The following is an 18595-nucleotide window of genomic DNA, read 5'->3' as shown; positions in this document are numbered from 1 at the left end:
AGGGACGACGGAAAGGGTTGATTACAAAATATGAAGTTAGAATACTTAATTGATCAAGCAGCAGGGCAGCCTAAAAAAACTGTAGCTGTAGCAGTAGCTGAAGATCATGAAGTAATTGAAGCTGTAGCGAAAGCAATTAAATTACAGTTAGCTCAATTTCGTCTATATGGAAATCAAGAAAAAATAATGGGGATGCTACAAGAACATGGTTTACAAACTTCAGAACATGTTGAAGTGATTGCAGCAATGTCTAGTGCAGAGGCTGCAGAACTTTCTGTTAAAGCTGTGAGAAATGGTGAAGCAGACGTGCTTATGAAGGGGAACATCCCAACAGCGAATATTTTGAAGGCTGTGTTAAACAAAGAGTGGGGCCTACGTAAAGGTAGCGTACTTTCACATGTAGCAGCATTTGAAGTTCCAAATTACGATCGTCTTATTTTCGTTACAGATGCAGCGATGAATATCGCACCTGATGTAACACAAAAAGCTGCTATTATACAAAATACTGTAGAAGTTGCCCGGGCAATAGGAATCGACTTGCCAAAAGTGGCACCAATTGCAGCAGTAGAAGTTGTGAATCCAGCGATGCAGGCGACAATTGATGCAGCGATGTTAACACAAATGAATCGCCGCGGACAAATTAAAGATTGTATCGTTGATGGACCACTTGCTTTAGATAATGCAGTATCACAAATTGCAGCAGAGCATAAAGGCATAGTAAGTGATGTAGCAGGTAAGGCAGATATTTTACTCGTCCCAACGATTGAAGCTGGAAATGTGCTATATAAATCACTCGTATACTTTGCGGATGCAAAAGTAGGAGCAATGATTGCTGGCGCAAAAGCACCGATCGTTTTAACATCTCGTGCTGATTCAGCAGAAACAAAAGTATATTCATTAGCATTGGCAGTTGCGACTGCTTCAAAATAAACCAAAAAGGGTAAAACATTAGGGGGAAACGACAATGACATTAGAAATCTTCGAATACTTAGAAAAATATGATTATGAGCAAGTAGTATTTTGTCAAGATAAAGAATCTGGTTTAAAAGCAATTATTGCAATTCATGATACAACACTTGGACCGGCTCTTGGTGGAACAAGAATGTGGACATATGATTCTGAAGAAGCGGCGATTGAAGATGCATTGCGTCTTGCAAAAGGGATGACATACAAAAACGCAGCAGCTGGTTTAAACTTAGGTGGTGCGAAAACAGTAATTATCGGTGATCCTCGTAAAGATAAGAGCGAAGCAATGTTCCGTGCACTAGGACGTTATATCCAAGGACTAAACGGACGTTACATTACAGCTGAAGATGTTGGTACAACAGTAGATGATATGGATATTATCCATGAAGAAACTGACTTTGTAACAGGTATCTCACCATCATTCGGTTCTTCTGGTAACCCATCTCCGGTAACTGCATACGGTGTTTACCGTGGTATGAAAGCAGCTGCAAAAGAAGCTTTCGGTACTGACAATTTAGAAGGAAAAGTAATTGCTGTTCAAGGCGTTGGTAACGTAGCATATCACCTATGCAAACATTTACACGCTGAAGGAGCAAAATTAATCGTTACAGATATTAATAAAGAAGCTGTACAACGTGCTGTAGAAGAATTCGGTGCATCAGCAGTTGAACCAAATGAAATTTACGGTGTTGAATGCGATATTTACGCACCATGTGCACTAGGCGCAACAGTTAATGATGAAACTATTCCACAACTTAAAGCAAAAGTAATCGCAGGTTCTGCAAATAACCAATTAAAAGAAGATCGTCATGGTGACATCATTCATGAAATGGGTATTGTATACGCACCAGATTATGTAATTAATGCAGGTGGCGTAATTAACGTAGCAGACGAATTATATGGATACAATAGAGAACGTGCACTAAAACGTGTTGAGTCTATTTATGACACGATTGCAAAAGTAATCGAAATTTCAAAACGCGATGGCATAGCAACTTATGTAGCGGCAGATCGTCTAGCTGAAGAGCGCATTGCAAGCTTGAAGAATTCTCGTAGCACTTACTTACGCAACGGTCACGATATTATTAGCCGTCGCTAATCATTCATATATAACTTTTACAAAAGGTGTGGTTACCTCTTATGAGGTTTCCACTTCCTTTTGAATTTATTAGTGGAGGTAGCAACATTGTCTGTAAATCGAATTCTTGTTATTAACCCAGGTAGTACATCCACAAAAATTGGTGTTTTTGATAATGAAAGACCCGTTCTAGAAGAAACGATTCGTCATGACGTAGAACAGATTGGAAAATATAAGAGAATTATCGACCAATATGAGTTTCGAAAAGAAACGATTTTAGAAGTTCTACATTCTCATGGTATTAACATTTCAAAATTAAACGCTGTTTGTGGGCGTGGTGGATTACTTCGTCCAATCGAAGGCGGTACGTATACAGTAAACGATGCGATGTTAGAAGATTTGAAAAATGGCTTTAGCGGTCATCACGCTTCAAACCTTGGAGGCATTTTAGCATATGAAATTGCTTCTGGATTAAACATTCCTGCATTCATTGTAGATCCTGTCGTTGTAGATGAGATGGAGCCGGTTGCTCGTATAAGTGGCATTGCTGGTATGGAACGCAAAAGTATCTTCCATGCATTAAATCAAAAAGCAGTTGCTCGTAAAGTAGCTGAACAGTTAAATCACAAATACGAGGATTTAAATTTATTAGTTACACATATGGGTGGCGGTATTACAGTTGGTGCTCATAAAAAAGGAAGAGTAATCGATGTGAATAACGGTTTAAACGGAGAAGGACCATTTAGTCCAGAGCGCGCTGGTACAGTACCAGTAGGGCAACTAGTAGAAATGTGTTTCTCTGGTGAGTATTACCGTGATGAAATGATTAAAAAACTTGTCGGACAAGGTGGACTTGTAAGTTTAATCGGTACAAATGATGCGATTAAAGTAGAGCAAATGGTTGAAAAAGGTGATCCTGAAGCAACTCTTATTTATAAAGCAATGGCATATCAAGTTGCAAAAGAGATTGGCGGAGCTAGCGCTGTACTTCACGGGAAAATCGATGCAATCGTATTAACTGGTGGACTGGCATACAGTAAAATTCTTGTCGATGAAATAAAAGAGCGAGTGGACTGGATTGCAGATGTTATTGTACATCCAGGCGAAGATGAGTTAGAAGCGTTAGCAGAAGGAGCACTTCGTGTATTACGTGAAGAAGAAGCTCCAAAAGAATACGTTGTACGTGAAAAAGAAACGGTAGCTAGGGGTTGAGATAATGGCAAAAGAATATGATTTAGTCATCGTTGGCGGCGGTACTGGTGGATATGTTGCTGCAATTCGTGCATCACAACTAGGGTTAAAAACTGCACTAGTCGAAAAAGAAAATCTTGGTGGTACTTGTTTACACAAAGGATGTATTCCTAGTAAAGCTCTTTTACGTAGTGCGGAAGTATATGCAACTGCTAAAAAAAGCGAAGAGTTCGGAGTTATTGCAAGCAATGTAGAACTAAACTTTGCGAAAGTACAAGAGCGTAAAGAGAAGATAGTAACGCAGCTTCATAAAGGCGTTCAACATTTAATGAAACAAGGTAAAATTGATGTGTTTGAAGGTATTGGCCGTATTCTTGGCCCATCTATTTTCTCTCCGATGCCAGGGACAATTTCAGTTGAACTTGCAAGTGGAGAAGAGAATGAAATGTTAATTCCAAAAAATGTACTTATTGCAACAGGTTCTCGTCCAAATTCATTACCAGGTTTAGAATTAGACGGAGAGTACGTAATGTCTTCAGATCATGCTCTAAAAATGGAAACGCTTCCTAGTTCGATTATTATCGTTGGTGGCGGTGTAATCGGTATTGAGTGGGCATCTATGCTTGCTGATTTCGGTGTAGAAGTTACAGTATTAGAGTATGCGAAAACGATATTACCACTAGAAGATCAAGACGTTTCAAAAGAAATGCAACGTCTATTCAAGAAAAAAGGTATTAAAGTGGTAACTGGTGCAAAAGTATTACCAGAAACATTGGTAAAAGATAATGGAGTAACAATCCAAGCTGAACACAACGGTGAAAATAAAGAATTTAAAGCAGAAAAAATGCTTGTATCTGTAGGAAGACAAGCGAATACGCAAAATATTGGCTTAGAGAACACAGATATCGTTGTGGAAAAAGGATACATTCAAACAAATGAGTTTTATCAAACGAAAGAATCGCATATTTACGCAATTGGAGATGTAATCGGTGGCCTGCAACTTGCTCACGTTGCTTCTCATGAAGGAATTGCTGCAGTAGAACATATTGCAGGGAAAGAAGTTACACCAATTGATTACTCTATGGTATCAAAATGCGTATATAGCAGTCCAGAAGTTGCTTCTGTCGGTTTAACAGAACAAGAAGCAAAAGAAAAAGGCTATAAGTTAAAAGTAGGTAAGTTCTCATTCCGCGCAATCGGAAAAGCACTTGTATACGGAGAATCAGATGGTTTCGTAAAACTTGTAGTTGATGAAGAGACAAATGACATTCTTGGTGTTCATATGATTGGACCACATGTAACAGATATGATTTCTGAAGCTGGTCTTGCAAGAGTACTTGATGCAACACCTTGGGAAGTAGCACATACAATTCATCCGCATCCATCATTATCTGAGGCGATTGGTGAAGCAGCACTTGCTGTAGATGGAAGAGCGTTACACGCATAAAAATGTGGATTTAGGAGGTTATGAAAAATGGCAGAAGTAAAAGAAAAGCGCCATGAAGAGCTTGGCTTAAGTGATGAGCAAGTATTAGAAATGTTCCGTACGATGTTACTTGCACGTAAAATCGACGAACGTATGTGGTTATTAAACCGTGCTGGTAAAATTCCATTCGTAATTTCTTGTCAAGGACAAGAGGCTGCACAAGTTGGAGCGGCGTTCGCTCTTGATAGAGAGAAAGATTATGCATTACCATACTACCGTGATATGGGTGTTGTACTAGCATTTGGTATGACAGCTAAAGAGCTTATGTTGTCTGCTTTCGCGAAAGCTGGAGATCCAAACTCTGGTGGTCGTCAAATGCCTGGTCACTTCGGTCAAAAGAAAAATCGTATTGTTACAGGTTCATCTCCAGTAACAACGCAAGTACCACATGCAGTTGGTATTGCATTAGCTGGAAAAATGGAGAAGAAAGATTTAGTAACGTTCGTTACATTTGGAGAAGGTTCTTCAAACCAAGGTGACTTCCATGAAGGGGCAAACTTTGCTGGTGTACACAAACTACCTGTTATTTTTATGTGTGAAAATAACAAATATGCAATCTCTATTCCAGTTGAAAAACAATTAGCATGTAAAAACGTATCAGATCGTGCGATTGGTTACGGTATGCCTGGATATACAATAGACGGAAACGATCCGCTTGCAGTATATAAAGCTGTAAAAGAAGCAGCAGATCGCGGTCGTCGTGGTGAAGGCCCAACTTTAATTGAAACAGTATCATATCGTTTAACAGCACATTCTAGTGACGATGATGATCGTGTTTATCGTGATAAAGAAGAAGTAGAAGAAGCAAAGAAAAAAGATTCAATTATAACATTCGCGGCTTATTTAAAAGAAGCTGGTGTATTAACTGAGGAATCGGAAAAACAAATGTTAGACGAAATTATGCATATCGTAAATGAAGCAACAGAATATGCAGAAAATGCTCTGTATGCAGCACCTGAAGATGCATTGAAGCACGTATACGCAGAATAGGGGGGAACGTTTCATGGCTGTAATGTCTTATATTGATGCTATTACATTAGCAATGCGCGAAGAAATGGAACGCGATGAGAAAGTATTCGTTTTAGGAGAAGATGTTGGTAAAAAAGGTGGCGTGTTTAAAGCGACACACGGTTTGTATGATCAATTTGGTGAAGATCGTGCGCTTGATGCACCGCTTGCAGAATCTGCAATTGCTGGGGTAGCAATTGGTGCGGCAATGTATGGTATGCGTCCAATCGCTGAAATGCAGTTTGCTGATTTCATCATGCCAGCAGTAAACCAAATTGTTTCTGAGGCAGCAAAAATTCGTTATCGTTCTAATAATGATTGGACTTGTCCAGTTACAATTCGTGCACCATTTGGCGGGGGTGTTCACGGTGCATTGTATCATTCACAATCTGTAGAAGCGATGTTTGCAAACCAACCAGGTTTAAAAATCGTTATCCCTTCTACACCATATGATGCAAAAGGCTTATTAAAAGCAGCCATTCGTGATGAAGATCCAGTATTATTCTTCGAACATAAACGTGCATATCGTTTAATTAAAGGTGAAGTGCCGGAGGATGACTACGTATTACCAATCGGAAAAGCAGATGTAAAACGTGAAGGTGATGATATTACAGTTATCACGTACGGATTATGTGTTCATTTTGCTCTTCAAGCGGCTGAAAAGTTAGCACAAGATGGCATCTCTGCACACATTCTTGATTTACGTACTGTATATCCATTAGATAAAGAAGCAATCATTGAAGCAGCTTCTAAAACAGGTAAAGTTCTTCTTGTAACAGAAGACAATAAAGAAGGAAGCATTATGAGTGAAGTGGCAGCAATTATTGCTGAAAACTGTCTATTTGATTTAGATGCGCCAATCGCACGTCTTGCAGGTCCAGACGTTCCAGCAATGCCATATGCACCAACAATGGAAAAATTCTTTATGGTAAATCCAGATAAAGTTGAAAAAGCAATGCGTGAACTTGCGGAATTTTAATCGGGGGGACTATACATGGCTGTAGAAAATATTACAATGCCTCAGCTCGGGGAGAGCGTTACAGAGGGCACAATTAGTAAATGGCTCGTTAATGTTGGCGATCACGTAAACAAGTATGATCCGCTTGCAGAAGTAATGACTGATAAAGTAAATGCTGAAGTACCATCTTCTTTCACGGGGATTGTAAAAGAGTTAATCGCTGGTGAAGGTGATACGTTAGCTGTAGGTGAAGTAGTTTGTGTGATTCAAGTAGAAGGCGCAGATGAAGTAGCAGCAACAGCTGTTGAAGAAAAAACGAAAGAAGAACCAAAGGCAGAAGTAGCTACGTCTGAAAAAGCACCGAAAGTAAAACAACCAACTGATGGAAAACCACGTTTTTCACCAGCTGTGTTAAAACTTGCGGGTGAGCATAACGTTGATTTAGATCTAGTAGAAGGTACGGGAGCAAACGGCCGTATCACTCGTAAAGATATTTTAAAGCTAGTGGAATCTGGAAATATTCCGCAAGCAGGTGCAGCGAAGAAAGAGGAAGCTGTAGCGGCAGTAGTAGAAGCTCGCCCAGAAGCACCAAAAGCAGCACCAGTAGCGCAAAAAGTAGAAGCTGCGAAACCAGTTTCTGTACCTACAATGCCTGGAGATATCGAAATTCCAGTAACAGGTGTGCGTAAAGCAATCGCAGCAAACATGTTACGTAGTAAACATGAAGCACCGCATGCTTGGATGATGATTGAAGTAGATGTGACAAACCTTGTGTCATACCGTAACTCAATTAAAGGTGACTTTAAGAAGCGTGAAGGCTTTAACTTAACGTTCTTTGCTTTCTTCGTAAAAGCAGTAGCACAAGCGTTAAAAGAGTATCCTCAAATTAATTCAATGTGGGCTGGCGATAAAATTGTTCAGAAGAAAGATATTAACCTTTCTATCGCTGTTGCAACAGAGGAAGAACTATTTGTACCAGTAATTAAGCAAGCGGACGAGAAAACAATTAAAGGTATCGCTCGTGAAATTACAGAACTTGCAGGAAAAGTACGTACGAAATCGTTAAAAGCAGACGAAATGCAAGGTGGAACATTTACAATTAATAACACAGGATCATTCGGTTCTGTTCAATCTATGGGTATTATTAATTACCCACAAGCGGCTATTTTACAAGTTGAATCAATTGTAAAGCGCCCAGTAATTATGGATAATGGTATGTTCGGTGCTCGTGACATGGTTAACTTATGTTTATCACTTGATCACCGAGTACTTGATGGTTTAATTTGTGGTAAGTTCTTAGGGCGTGTTAAAGAAATTTTAGAAAACATGTCAGAAAATAATACATCTGTATATTAATAAAAAGCTCGCTTATGCGAGCTTTTTATTATCTTATTTCTTCATCTACATCCTACTATATGTATAAATATCTTTCCCAGTAATCTTACAATAAACGATTATGTATTAGGAATTTACGAAAATACATTGCTGATATATGGTATATGGATATAAAATAAGAAAAGAATAATTTTTTTGGCAAATCTTACTGATGAAACTGTAGTATAATATATTGTATTGTATGAAAAAGAGAGTTATTCTATATAAGTGTTTTATAGATAATGTGTAATCAGTCGTCAAAACATGAAGAATGTTGACTCCTGGTTTTTTATTTTTGCCGTAACAATGTTTCAGGAGGATGTCATGAAAAGAAGTACCGAGTTTCTAAAAAGTTTAGATGTAAAATTAATTTTAATTTTGTGTGCACTATGTGTGACGAGTATAGCTGCTATATATAGCAGTCAGCAAACGGGACAGTATGGAGCTGCAAACTTTGCTATGAAACAAGGTGTTAACTACATAATTGGGGTTGTATTGTTACTTCTTGTTGCAAGCATTGATTTAGATCAGTTACAAAAATTATCTTGGCCGCTTTATATTGCTGGGTTTGCTTCACTTATTCTTTTGAAAGTATTACCACCATCAGGTTTTACACCTGAAAAATTAGGTGCAAAAAGATGGTTTGTTTTCCCAGTATTTGGACAAATTCAGCCGTCTGAGTTTTTCAAAATTGCATTGCTACTTGTAGTAGCGAGTATAGCAGTAAAACATAATGCACAGTATATGGCAAGGACATTCCAAACAGATTTAAAGCTAGTAGGTAAAATTATGCTAGTGTCACTTCCACCTATGGCGGTTGTATATAGTCAACCTGATACAGGTATGGTGTTCTTATATGCTGCTGCTATTGCATGTATTTTATTTATGTCAGGTATTCAAAAGAAATTGATAGCATTATGTACAGTTATTCCGTTGACCATATTATCTGCTTTAATATTTATTTTCTTTAAGTATCAAGATTTTTTCTATAATAATTTAGTTACTTTACTAAAACCTCACCAACAGTCGCGTATTGTAGGTTGGTTAAATCCATTTGAAAATGCAGATCAAGGTTATCAAACGCAACAATCGATTTTAGCTGTAGGTAGTGGAGGAATGGAAGGTAAAGGGTTTGGGGGAGGAAGCGTCTATATCCCAGAGAAGCATACTGACTTTATTTTCGCTACAATTGCCGAAGAAGGTGGATTTATCGTAGCAGCCTTAGTTGTCTTCTTGTTCCTATTACTACTATATCGAACAATTATTATTGGTTATTCCGCTGATAATTTATTTGGTACATTATTATGCGCTGGATCGATCGGTATATTAACAGTTCAAATATTCCAAAACATCGGTATGATCGTTGGATTAATGCCTGTAAAAGGTATTGCATTACCTTTCTTATCGTATGGGGGAAGTTCCTTATTCTCGAATATGATTATGATGGGGCTCATACTATCGGTACGGAAAACGTATAAAAAATATATGTTTTCAGTTAAGTAAAAAAAGCTGGTTCGTTTTTAAACGAACCAGCTTTTTTACATATATGCTCATAAACGTTGCAAACTAAAACAGGTTAGCAGTTTGAGACGGGTAAGGAGTGCAAAGTGATGCATATGCATATTTTTGAAGGAGCACGGCATCTTTCTAGTAGTGAATGGGTTATTCGGGCTATTATAGCATACATATTTTTAATATTAGTTGCGAAAGCGATGGGACAAAGGTCTATCGCACAACTTCGTTTTTTAGATGTTGTATTAGTGTTATTGCTTGGTGGGAATATTTCTAACGCATTGTCTGATGAAAAAGTAGGGTTACTGGGCTCGATGATTACAACGTTCATACTCGTTGTACTTCATATTATAAGCTCAGTTTTAATGCTGAAATGGGATAGATGGAGACGTTTTTTAGAGCCAGCACCTATCATTCTTATACATAATGGTTCCATTGATTTTAGCAATTTGAAAAAGGCGAGAATTACCGTGGAATATTTGTTTTCGGAACTTCGTATGCGAAATGTGAGCGATATTCAAACGATTAAATTAGCATTATGGGAAGCAAACGGTGTCGTTTCTATATTTCGGTATCCAGAATATGAAGCAGTTTCGCGGCTTGATCTTAAAGTGGCGGGAAAAAAATCTCCAGTTTCTTTTGTATTAGTAAAGGATGGGAGGATACAGAAAGATGTTCTTGCATTATTAGGAAAAACAGAAGCTTGGGCGAGAGAATTTCTAGAGGAGAGTACAGAAGTGGAATCTATTATGTTAGCTACAGTAGATGAATCACATAAAATAAATATTTTGTTAAAAAAATGAAAAATATACGCATTTTGTCGTTTCGAACATATGATACAATAGTGTGGACAACGAAAAAGGAGGCGATACGGTGGGATATGTAGAAGAATTACGAAAAATAGTTGGTCATCGCCCTTTAATTTTAGTTGGTGCTGTTGTACTCATTATAAATGAAAATGGATATGTTTTATTGCAGCAGCGGACAGAGCCGTACGGAAAATGGGGGCTACCTGGCGGGCTAATGGAGCTTAGTGAATCACCAGAAGAAACAGCTTATCGTGAAGTATATGAAGAGACAGGAATAAAAGTGAAGAACTTGCGACTAATCAATGTATTTTCTGGAGCGAACTACTTTACAAAATTAGCAAACGGTGATGAATTTCAATCTGTAACAACCGCCTATTATACAGATGAATACGAAGGGGATTTTGTTATGAATAAAGAAGAAGCAGTTCAGCTTAAATTCTTTTCAGTAACAGAACTACCTGACTATATTGTAGGATCGCATAAAAAAATGATTGCTGAATATATGAAGATTATGGAAAAAAAGATATAATCATAGTGAAAGAAATACAAAAACACAGTTCTGGTTGGTAGTCCAGACGCATGATTTCATGTCAGTAACCTTCCCCTCCGGGATGTCCTGTATTTCTAATCTTTTAAAGGAGGGGCTGTCAATGGATTTGACAGTATATCACGATGGCCAATTTTTTGTTGGAATCATTACATGTAAAGAACAAGGGAAATTGTATGGGGCGAGGTATATTTTTGGGGCGGAACCGTCAGATGAAGAAGTGCTTATGTTTGTGAATGGTTCACTTTTAGAGCATTTTCAGCACTTTGCAAAATGTGGTGTAGAAGTTAAAGAAAAACAGCGTCCTAAAAACATAAAGCGTATCATACGACAAGCAGCAAAAGAAATAAATATTAAACGTTTTACTAAGGCGCAAGAGGCGATTAGTTTATCTTATGAATTGCATAAACAAGAAAAGAAAGTGCAGTCTAAAGAGAAGCGAGAAGCTGAAAAAGAAAGAAGACGTTTAATGAAAGTACAAAAAACAAAGCAAAAACATCGTGGTCATTAAAGAAAAGGTGTTAGAGCAAGAGCTCTAACACCTTTTCTATACTTAAATACAAGTAAACTTACTTGTATTTCATAAACATTAACTGGTAAGATACAAATAGGTAGTTTTAGAGGAGGGAAAAGAGTGATTAATTTTAACTTTTTTATGAATGATGTTGTCCGCCAAGCGCGTGAAGAGATTGTCTCTGCTGGATATACAGAATTGACGACGCCAGAAGCGGTAGAAGAAGCGTTTAAAAGAAATGGAACAACACTTGTAATGGTAAACTCTGTATGTGGTTGTGCAGGTGGTATTGCTCGTCCTGCTGCTGCGCATTCCGTACATTATGATAAACGTCCTAACCACCTTGTAACGGTGTTTGCAGGTCAAGATAAAGAAGCGACAGCAAGAGCGCGTGAATATTTCGAAGGGTACCCACCTTCTTCTCCATCATTTGCTTTATTAAAAGATGGAAAAATTGTAACGATGGTAGAGCGTCATGAAATTGAAGGTCATGAACCGATGCAAGTTATTGCGAAACTACAATCATATTTTGAAGAGAATTGTGAAGAACTATAAAAAATAAGAGAAAAGGCGGCACGTCCACAATCAAGTGGATGTGCCGCCTTTTTTATTTATTATTAAAATTTATGGAATATGCATAGTTGTGTTATTTTATGCATCGTTTTATACATAAAAAATAGCATTTATATTGTTTTGTTATTTATTTTTATTTTATATATTGCATAAAAATAAAAGTGCTGATAAAATACAAACATCGAATAAATATTCTATTAAACTTTTAAATATACATCATTAGGGGGAAGAAAGATGAAGAAGTTAGTATCAATATCGTTTGCACTTATTTTAATTGTAAGTATATTCAGCGCTTGTAGTAATGGGGAATCGAAAGAAACAAAAGGAAATAAAAAAGTACTCGTAATGGGAACTTCAGCAGATTATAAACCTTATGAATATGTAGATGCGTCAAAGAGCGATGAAATTATCGGCTTTGATGTTGATGTTGCTAAATATATCGGAAAAGAACTTGGGTATGAAGTGAAAGTGAAAGATATGGATTTTGGTGGTTTATTAGCATCTCTTAGTTCAGGAAAAGTTGATTTCGTAATGGCAGGCATGACGCCAACTGCAGAGCGTAAAAATAATGTTGATTTTACAGATATTTATTTTGTTGCGAAAAATATGATCGTTTCTAAAAAGGATTCTAACATTAAATCTGTAGAGGATTTAAAAGGGAAAAAAGTAGGAGTACAAACAGGGTCTATTCAAGAAGAGAAAGCAGCAGAATTTAAAAAACAAGTAGATTTCCAGGTTGAGGGACGTGACCGTATACCAGAAATCGTACAAGAAATTAAAGCTGGTCGTTTTGACGCTGCAATTATAGAAGACACAGTTGCTAAAAATTATTTAGAGAAAATGAAAGATTTACAAGGAGTTGAAATTAAAGAAGCGCCAGAAGAAGTTGGAGCAGCAATTGCCCTTCCGAAAAACAGTGATAAAACAGCTGAATTTAATAAAGTAATTAAAAAAATGCAAGAAAATGGAGAAATGGATAAATTAGTGAAGAAATGGTTTGGCAGCGGAAAATAAGCTGCCTTTCACTTTTCTGTGAGGGGAATGAAAAGAATGAACTTAGATTTTTCGGCGATTACGCCTTCGATACCATATATACTAAAAGGTTTAGAAGTTACTTTGAAAATTGTAGCAGTATCAGCTTTAGCAGGATTTATTTTAGGAACGCTATTAGCACTTTGTAAAATTGCTAGAATACGAGCATTAAATATAGCAGCAGATTTTTATACATCAATTTTTCGTGGTACACCCCTTGTATTGCAATTAATGATTATTTATTTCGGTGTCCCGCAAATAATTGGTTATGAAATACCAGCATTCTTAGCTGCTGTACTTGCATTTAGCTTGAATTCAGGTGCATACATGTCAGAAGTAATTCGTGCTGGTATTCAAGCGGTGGATAAAGGACAAACAGAAGCAGCAATGGCTTTAGGGGTACCATACGGAAAAATGATGAGAAATATTATTTTCCCTCAAGCATTAAAAAATATATTACCAGCGCTTGTGAACGAATTTGCGACACTTACGAAAGAATCGGCTGTAGTAACAGTAATAGGCGCGACTGATTTAATGCGTCGTGCTTACATCGTAGGCGGTGAGACATTTAAATATCTTGAACCATTACTTTTTGTTGGACTGATTTATTATATGTTAGTCATTATTCTTACATTAGTCGGGAAGGCAATTGAAGGGAGAATGAAGAAAAGTGATTAAAATTGAAAACCTTCATAAATCATTTGGTAAAAACGAAGTATTAAAAGGAATTACAACAACGATTGAAAAAGGGGAAGTAGTTGCAATTATAGGACCTTCTGGATCAGGAAAATCAACATTTTTACGTTGTATGAATATGTTAGAAGCACCAACGGATGGTCACATTTGGATTGGAACGGAAGAAGTAACGAATCCGAAAACGAATGTTATGCATGTTCGTGAAAATGTCGGTATGGTATTTCAACATTTTCACTTATTTCCTCATATGACTGTATTAGAAAATATTACGTATGCTCCTACCAATGTAAAAGGGGTAACGAAGCAAGAAGCTGAAAAGAAAGCTGAGAAACTTTTAGAAAAGGTTGGACTAGTAGATAAAAAAGATACGTATCCAAATCGTCTTTCGGGAGGACAAAAGCAACGTGTAGCAATTGCAAGAGCGTTAGCAATGGAACCCGAAGTTATGTTATTTGATGAACCGACATCGGCGCTAGATCCAGAGATGGTGAAAGAAGTGTTAGAAGTTATGAAATCGTTAGTTACGACAGGAATGACGATGGCTATCGTTACACATGAAATGGGCTTTGCAAAAGAAGTGGCAGATCGTGTTCTTTTCTTAGACGGAGGAAAGCTTGTAGAAGATAGTGCGCCAGCAGAATTTTTTGCAGCACCGAAAAGTGAACGTGCGCAACAATTTTTACAAAAAATATTGTAATATGAAAAGGTTATGTGAATAATAAGTAGAAAAGGATGACATTGTGTCATCCTTTTTTTATACTAGCTGTAAATACGTTTATACATATAGGAGTAATGATATGTTTAAAATTGGATACCGTACAGTAAAAACAGCAATAGGGACAGGCGCGGCAGTTTTTATTGCTCAGTTATTAGGGTTGGAATTTTATAGTTCAGCAGGTATTTTAGTTATTTTATGTGTACAAAATACGAAGCGCAAATCGCTTCAAGTGTCGTTACATCGTTTTCTAGCTTGTGTATTATCAATGGTATTCGCGTTTTGTATTTTTGAAACGATCGGCTATACACCACTTGCAATTAGCATATTGTTACTTACATTTATTCCGACTGCAGTAATGCTTAAAATTCAAGAAGGCATTGTCACGAGTTCAGTTATTGTTATGCATCTATATTCATTGAAGCAAATTACATGGCTTATAGTTGGAAATGAAATTGCTATATTAACGATAGGGATTAGCGTGGCGTTATTAGTAAATATGTATATGCCGAGTAGTGAAAATAAGCTAAAAGAGTATCAGGATAAAATAGAGAGCAATTTTAAAACGATTTTGTTTGAAATGGTTGTGTATTTACGAAATCGAGAAAGTAGTTGGAGTGGGGCAGAACTCATTGAAACCGAGAATATGTTAAATGAAGCAAGAGATTTATCGTTTAAAAAACTTGAGAATGCATTTATGCGAGAAGATGATTATTACTATCGTTATTTTAATATGCGTATGCAACAATTCGAAATTTTAGAGCGAATGATACCACTAGCAGCTTCTTTATCATGGACATATGAACAAGCTGATATGATTGCAGATGTTGTTGAAAACATTGGTAATGCTATTAGCCCTGAGAGTACTGGCGTTATTTCCTTAAGGCAGCTTCAAGAAATGAGGGGATTATTTAGAGACATGCCATTACCAGCTACACGCGAAGAATTTGAGATACGTGCGAAACTTGTTCAACTTGTGTATGAAATGGAACAATATTTACTCATTAAAAGTCGCTTTAAGGGAAAGGATAATATAAAAGAACTTATATAGAAGGTAGGAATTATCTATGCCGTATCTTCTCTCTATCATATTATGTCTTTCTTTATCGCCGATTTGGCCTCTTGGGGATAATCCACGTGCCGGAGATCCTTTTATTATTGTAAATAAAGCAACGAATAAATTAGCTTACATTGACGATGGAAAGATTCAAAAGGTTTTTCCAGTAGCGACAGGGAAAACGAATGAATTAACTCCAGAAGGAACTTTTGATGTTGTAATGAAAGCGAAGGATCCGTATTATATTGCGAAGGATATTCCAGGTGGGTCGCCAAAAAATCCACTTGGGTCAAGGTGGATTGGATTTAATGCAAGAGGAACTGATGGAAGTAAATATGGAATACATGGAACAAACCAACCGAGTTCAATTGGAAAGTATATTTCACAAGGGTGTATAAGAATGAAGAAAAACGATGTGGAATATTTGTTTGATCGCATTCCAATTGGAACGAAAGTATGGATTGTGAAATCGAAAAAATCATTTCAGCAATTGGCAAAAGAAAAAGGAGCCGTTGCATATGAAAAAGCCAACGAAAAGGTTGGCTTTTTCTATTATAATAAGTTGTCTTGACATGTGTACATAACCGTGCGTTAATGAGAATATAGAAAGATAAAATTAGATAAAGGGGTTGCTCATATGTACTTGAATCCAAAACTTTCGTATATGCAGTTTTTTATGGGATTTCTATTTGTTATTACATTCATATTGGCAACTTTTAATATATGTTCTTATCTTGTAGCAATTGTATGTATGGCATTACTTAATCTAACTTTTGTTATTGGAGCATTTCAGCAGAAACAATATACAAGTTTTGTAATAGCACTTGTAATGTCATTTTCCTTTAGTATTGTAGCGATTGTGTTTTATATAAAATAAACCATCTCGATATCGAGATGGTTTATTTTGTCATGTGTAAAAAGTAAAAAAAGGACGAACACATCGCCCTTTTTACCAAAACATACTCGCGCCAGCAAGTAATGTTGTTACAAGCATAGAAATCAGCATCACATAAACCATAACTTTTTGAGCTTTTTTATGCATCGTTATACCTCCTTGCAAATCAGTACAATTTCATTGTAACGAGAAATGAAATTATGGACAAGGGGAGAGTGAGGACAAAATTCGGGAGGGGATTGCAAAATATAACAGGAAATTTGAGTGTGTATAGAGAATATAGTAAAAGGGTATATTGTTAATTTTTAGTTGGGCAAGCTGAAGAATGGAGATACGATGATGAAAATATACGAAACAGATCGTTTATACTTAAGGGAAATTGATGAGTCGTATGCTGAAACAGTTCTTCAATATTACGACAGAAATCGTGAATTTTTAAAAGCTTGGGAAGAGTATAGACCGGATGATTTTTTTACGCTAGATTATCAAAAGAAAAAGTTGCAAAAGGATAGAAAAGAGTTCGAAGAAGGGAAAATCATCAGACTATGGATTTTTAAAAAGGGTGATGATACGAAAATAATTGGGTGTATTTCATTTAATTTAATCGTTCGTGGCATTTATCAATCTTGTGTACTCAGTTATAAATTAGATAAAGCAGAGTTAAACAAAGGGTATACGACAGAAGCGCTTAGAAAAGCAATTCAAGTTGCTTTTGGGGAATTTCAGTTACATCGTATAGAAGCTCCGATTATGCCTCGTAATTTAGCATCTATACAAGTAGTAACAAAGATAGGTTTTCAATATGAAGGCGTGTCTAGGAAGATGTTAATGGTAAATGGCGTGTGGGAAGATCATATGCGCTGGGTATTGTTAAATGAGTAATAGAAAGCAGATGGTTATCTAGACATGTAAACCATCTGTTTTTTGTCTTGTATTTCGAAACTTTTGCGAAATTCTGTTATAATTAATAGTGTTACATACATAATGGTAGTGCAGGAGGCGCAGTCTTATGATTAATCAAGAACGTTTAGTAAATGAATTTATGGAATTAGTACAAGTAGATTCTGAAACGAAATTTGAAGCAGAAATCTGCAAAGTATTAACGAAGAAATTTACAGATTTAGGTGTAGAAGTATTTGAAGATGACACAATGGCTGTAACTGGTCATGGTGCAGGTAACTTAATTTGTACTTTACCAGCAACAAAAGATGGTGTTGATACAATTTACTTTACTTCTCATATGGATACAGTAGTTCCTGGTAATGGAATTAAGCCTTCTATTAAAGATGGATATATCGTATCAGATGGTACAACAATTTTAGGTGCGGATGATAAAGCTGGATTAGCATCAATGTTCGAAGCGATCCGTGTTTTAAAAGAGAAAAATATCCCTCATGGTAAAATAGAATTTATTATTACAGTCGGAGAAGAATCAGGTCTTGTTGGTGCAAAAGCATTAGACCGTGAGCGTATTACAGCGAAATATGGCTACGCATTAGATAGCGATGGAAAAGTTGGTGAAATCGTTGTTGCAGCTCCAACACAAGCGAAAGTGAACGCAATTATTCGCGGGAAAACAGCTCACGCTGGTGTAGCGCCGGAGAAAGGTGTATCTGCAATTACTATCGCAGCGAAAGCAATTGCGAAGATGCCACTTGGTCGCATTGACTCTGAAACGACTGCAAATATTGGACGTTTTGAAGGTGGTACACAAACGAATATCGTTTGCGATCATGTACAAATCTTTGCAGAAGCTCGTTCTTTAATTAATGAGAAAATGGAAGCACAAGTTGCGAAAATGAAAGAAGCATTTGAAACAACTGCAAAAGAAATGGGCGGTCATGCAGACGTTGAAGTAAACGTTATGTACCCAGGATTTAAATTTGCTGATGGCGATCACGTTGTAGAAGTTGCAAAACGTGCAGCTGAAAAAATTGGTCGTACACCTTCTCTTCATCAAAGTGGTGGCGGAAGTGATGCAAACGTAATTGCAGGACATGGTATCCCAACAGTTAACTTAGCGGTTGGTTATGAAGAAATTCATACAACAAACGAGAAGATTCCTGTTGAAGAATTAGCAAAAACAGCAGAATTAGTTGTTGCAATTATTGAAGAAGTAGCGAAGTAATGGAATAGAAAAAGCGTGTAAATCAATTATGATTTACACGCTTTTTATTTTGATTC

The 18595-nt window shown here is 36.8% G+C and carries 21 protein-coding genes; 20 read left to right on the top strand and 1 reads right to left on the bottom strand.

The features are described 5' to 3' along the window. The first annotated feature begins 30 nt into the window (after positions 1–30). From yqiS to ACTFR3_RS11835, 18 genes are all read left to right on the top strand, one after another. A complete protein-coding gene (yqiS, locus tag ACTFR3_RS11920) occupies positions 31–930 on the top strand; it encodes a phosphate butyryltransferase (protein ID WP_000764677.1) in 900 nt (299 codons plus the stop codon). Between the two features lie 34 nt (positions 931–964). Then, positions 965–2065 (top strand): leucine dehydrogenase, encoded by a 1101-nt coding sequence (locus tag ACTFR3_RS11915; RefSeq protein ID WP_000171355.1) that lies wholly within the window; start codon positions 965–967, stop codon positions 2063–2065. Positions 2066–2152: 87 nt separating this feature from the next. Further along, positions 2153–3256 (top strand): butyrate kinase, encoded by a 1104-nt coding sequence (buk, locus tag ACTFR3_RS11910; protein WP_000115781.1) that lies wholly within the window; start codon positions 2153–2155, stop codon positions 3254–3256. A 4-nt stretch (positions 3257–3260) separates the two neighbouring features. Continuing rightward, positions 3261–4682 carry a dihydrolipoyl dehydrogenase gene (gene lpdA / locus ACTFR3_RS11905; protein WP_001051289.1) on the top strand — a complete coding sequence of 474 codons (1422 nt, stop codon included), beginning with the start codon at positions 3261–3263 and terminating at the stop codon, positions 4680–4682. A gap of 27 nt (positions 4683–4709) precedes the next feature. Beyond that, complete coding sequence (bfmBAA, locus tag ACTFR3_RS11900; protein ID WP_440044434.1) at positions 4710–5711, top strand: 3-methyl-2-oxobutanoate dehydrogenase subunit alpha; 1002 nt, start codon at positions 4710–4712, stop codon at positions 5709–5711. A gap of 13 nt (positions 5712–5724) precedes the next feature. After that, positions 5725–6708: a 3-methyl-2-oxobutanoate dehydrogenase subunit beta gene (gene bfmBAB, locus ACTFR3_RS11895; protein ID WP_000290071.1), complete on the top strand. Its 984-nt coding sequence runs from the start codon at positions 5725–5727 to the stop codon at positions 6706–6708. 15 nt (positions 6709–6723) lie between these two features. After that, positions 6724–8043 (top strand): dihydrolipoamide acetyltransferase family protein, encoded by a 1320-nt coding sequence (locus ACTFR3_RS11890; RefSeq protein WP_000257660.1) that lies wholly within the window; start codon positions 6724–6726, stop codon positions 8041–8043. A 342-nt stretch (positions 8044–8385) separates the two neighbouring features. After that, positions 8386–9564, top strand: a complete 1179-nt coding sequence (locus tag ACTFR3_RS11885) for an FtsW/RodA/SpoVE family cell cycle protein (protein ID WP_000831181.1) — start codon at positions 8386–8388, stop codon at positions 9562–9564. A gap of 107 nt (positions 9565–9671) precedes the next feature. Then, positions 9672–10376 carry a DUF421 domain-containing protein gene (locus ACTFR3_RS11880; RefSeq protein ID WP_000550974.1) on the top strand — a complete coding sequence of 235 codons (705 nt, stop codon included), beginning with the start codon at positions 9672–9674 and terminating at the stop codon, positions 10374–10376. Between the two features lie 70 nt (positions 10377–10446). Next, complete coding sequence (locus tag ACTFR3_RS11875; RefSeq protein ID WP_000542536.1) at positions 10447–10911, top strand: NUDIX hydrolase; 465 nt, start codon at positions 10447–10449, stop codon at positions 10909–10911. Between the two features lie 121 nt (positions 10912–11032). Next, positions 11033–11440 (top strand): YjdF family protein, encoded by a 408-nt coding sequence (locus ACTFR3_RS11870; RefSeq protein WP_000366601.1) that lies wholly within the window; start codon positions 11033–11035, stop codon positions 11438–11440. 144 nt (positions 11441–11584) lie between these two features. After that, positions 11585–11998, top strand: coding sequence for a BrxA/BrxB family bacilliredoxin (locus ACTFR3_RS11865; RefSeq protein WP_001979317.1), 414 nt, complete (start codon positions 11585–11587; stop codon positions 11996–11998). 252 nt (positions 11999–12250) lie between these two features. Continuing rightward, a complete protein-coding gene (locus tag ACTFR3_RS11860; protein ID WP_000737672.1) occupies positions 12251–13030 on the top strand; it encodes a transporter substrate-binding domain-containing protein in 780 nt (259 codons plus the stop codon). Between the two features lie 36 nt (positions 13031–13066). Further along, on the top strand, positions 13067–13726 hold the full coding sequence (locus tag ACTFR3_RS11855) for an amino acid ABC transporter permease (protein ID WP_001046916.1): 660 nt from the start codon (positions 13067–13069) through the stop codon (positions 13724–13726). After that, positions 13719–14441 (top strand): amino acid ABC transporter ATP-binding protein, encoded by a 723-nt coding sequence (locus tag ACTFR3_RS11850; protein WP_000590205.1) that lies wholly within the window; start codon positions 13719–13721, stop codon positions 14439–14441. Before ACTFR3_RS11855 ends, ACTFR3_RS11850 begins: the two co-directional genes overlap by 8 nt. A gap of 100 nt (positions 14442–14541) precedes the next feature. Then, the gene (locus ACTFR3_RS11845) at positions 14542–15510 is read left to right on the top strand and encodes an aromatic acid exporter family protein (RefSeq protein WP_000472673.1); all 969 of its coding nucleotides are present in this window, start codon (positions 14542–14544) and stop codon (positions 15508–15510) included. Between the two features lie 16 nt (positions 15511–15526). Next, a complete protein-coding gene (locus tag ACTFR3_RS11840) occupies positions 15527–16087 on the top strand; it encodes a L,D-transpeptidase (protein ID WP_001146566.1) in 561 nt (186 codons plus the stop codon). Positions 16088–16153: 66 nt separating this feature from the next. Then, positions 16154–16393 (top strand): DUF3894 domain-containing protein, encoded by a 240-nt coding sequence (locus tag ACTFR3_RS11835; RefSeq protein WP_000281167.1) that lies wholly within the window; start codon positions 16154–16156, stop codon positions 16391–16393. A gap of 72 nt (positions 16394–16465) precedes the next feature. Here ACTFR3_RS11835 and prli42 read toward each other — a convergent pair whose 3' ends face one another. Then, the gene (gene prli42 / locus ACTFR3_RS11830) at positions 16466–16558 is read right to left on the bottom strand and encodes a stressosome-associated protein Prli42 (RefSeq protein ID WP_000549040.1); all 93 of its coding nucleotides are present in this window, start codon (positions 16556–16558) and stop codon (positions 16466–16468) included. Positions 16559–16747: 189 nt separating this feature from the next. On the opposite strand from prli42, the gene ACTFR3_RS11825 reads away from it, so the two are divergent. Both ACTFR3_RS11825 and ACTFR3_RS11820 read left to right on the top strand, forming a co-directional pair. After that, positions 16748–17293, top strand: a complete 546-nt coding sequence (locus ACTFR3_RS11825) for a GNAT family N-acetyltransferase (RefSeq protein ID WP_001987197.1) — start codon at positions 16748–16750, stop codon at positions 17291–17293. A 127-nt stretch (positions 17294–17420) separates the two neighbouring features. Then, positions 17421–18539: a tripeptidase T gene (locus tag ACTFR3_RS11820; protein WP_000609803.1), complete on the top strand. Its 1119-nt coding sequence runs from the start codon at positions 17421–17423 to the stop codon at positions 18537–18539. Positions 18540–18595 lie beyond the last annotated feature (56 nt).

The sequence above is a fragment of the Bacillus cereus group sp. MYBK14-1 genome, from assembly GCF_051916885.1.
Lineage (GTDB): Bacteria > Bacillota > Bacilli > Bacillales > Bacillaceae_G > Bacillus_A > Bacillus_A cereus.
Note: the sequence above shows the minus strand (reverse complement) of the source record. Positions and strands in the feature narration are given on the sequence as shown.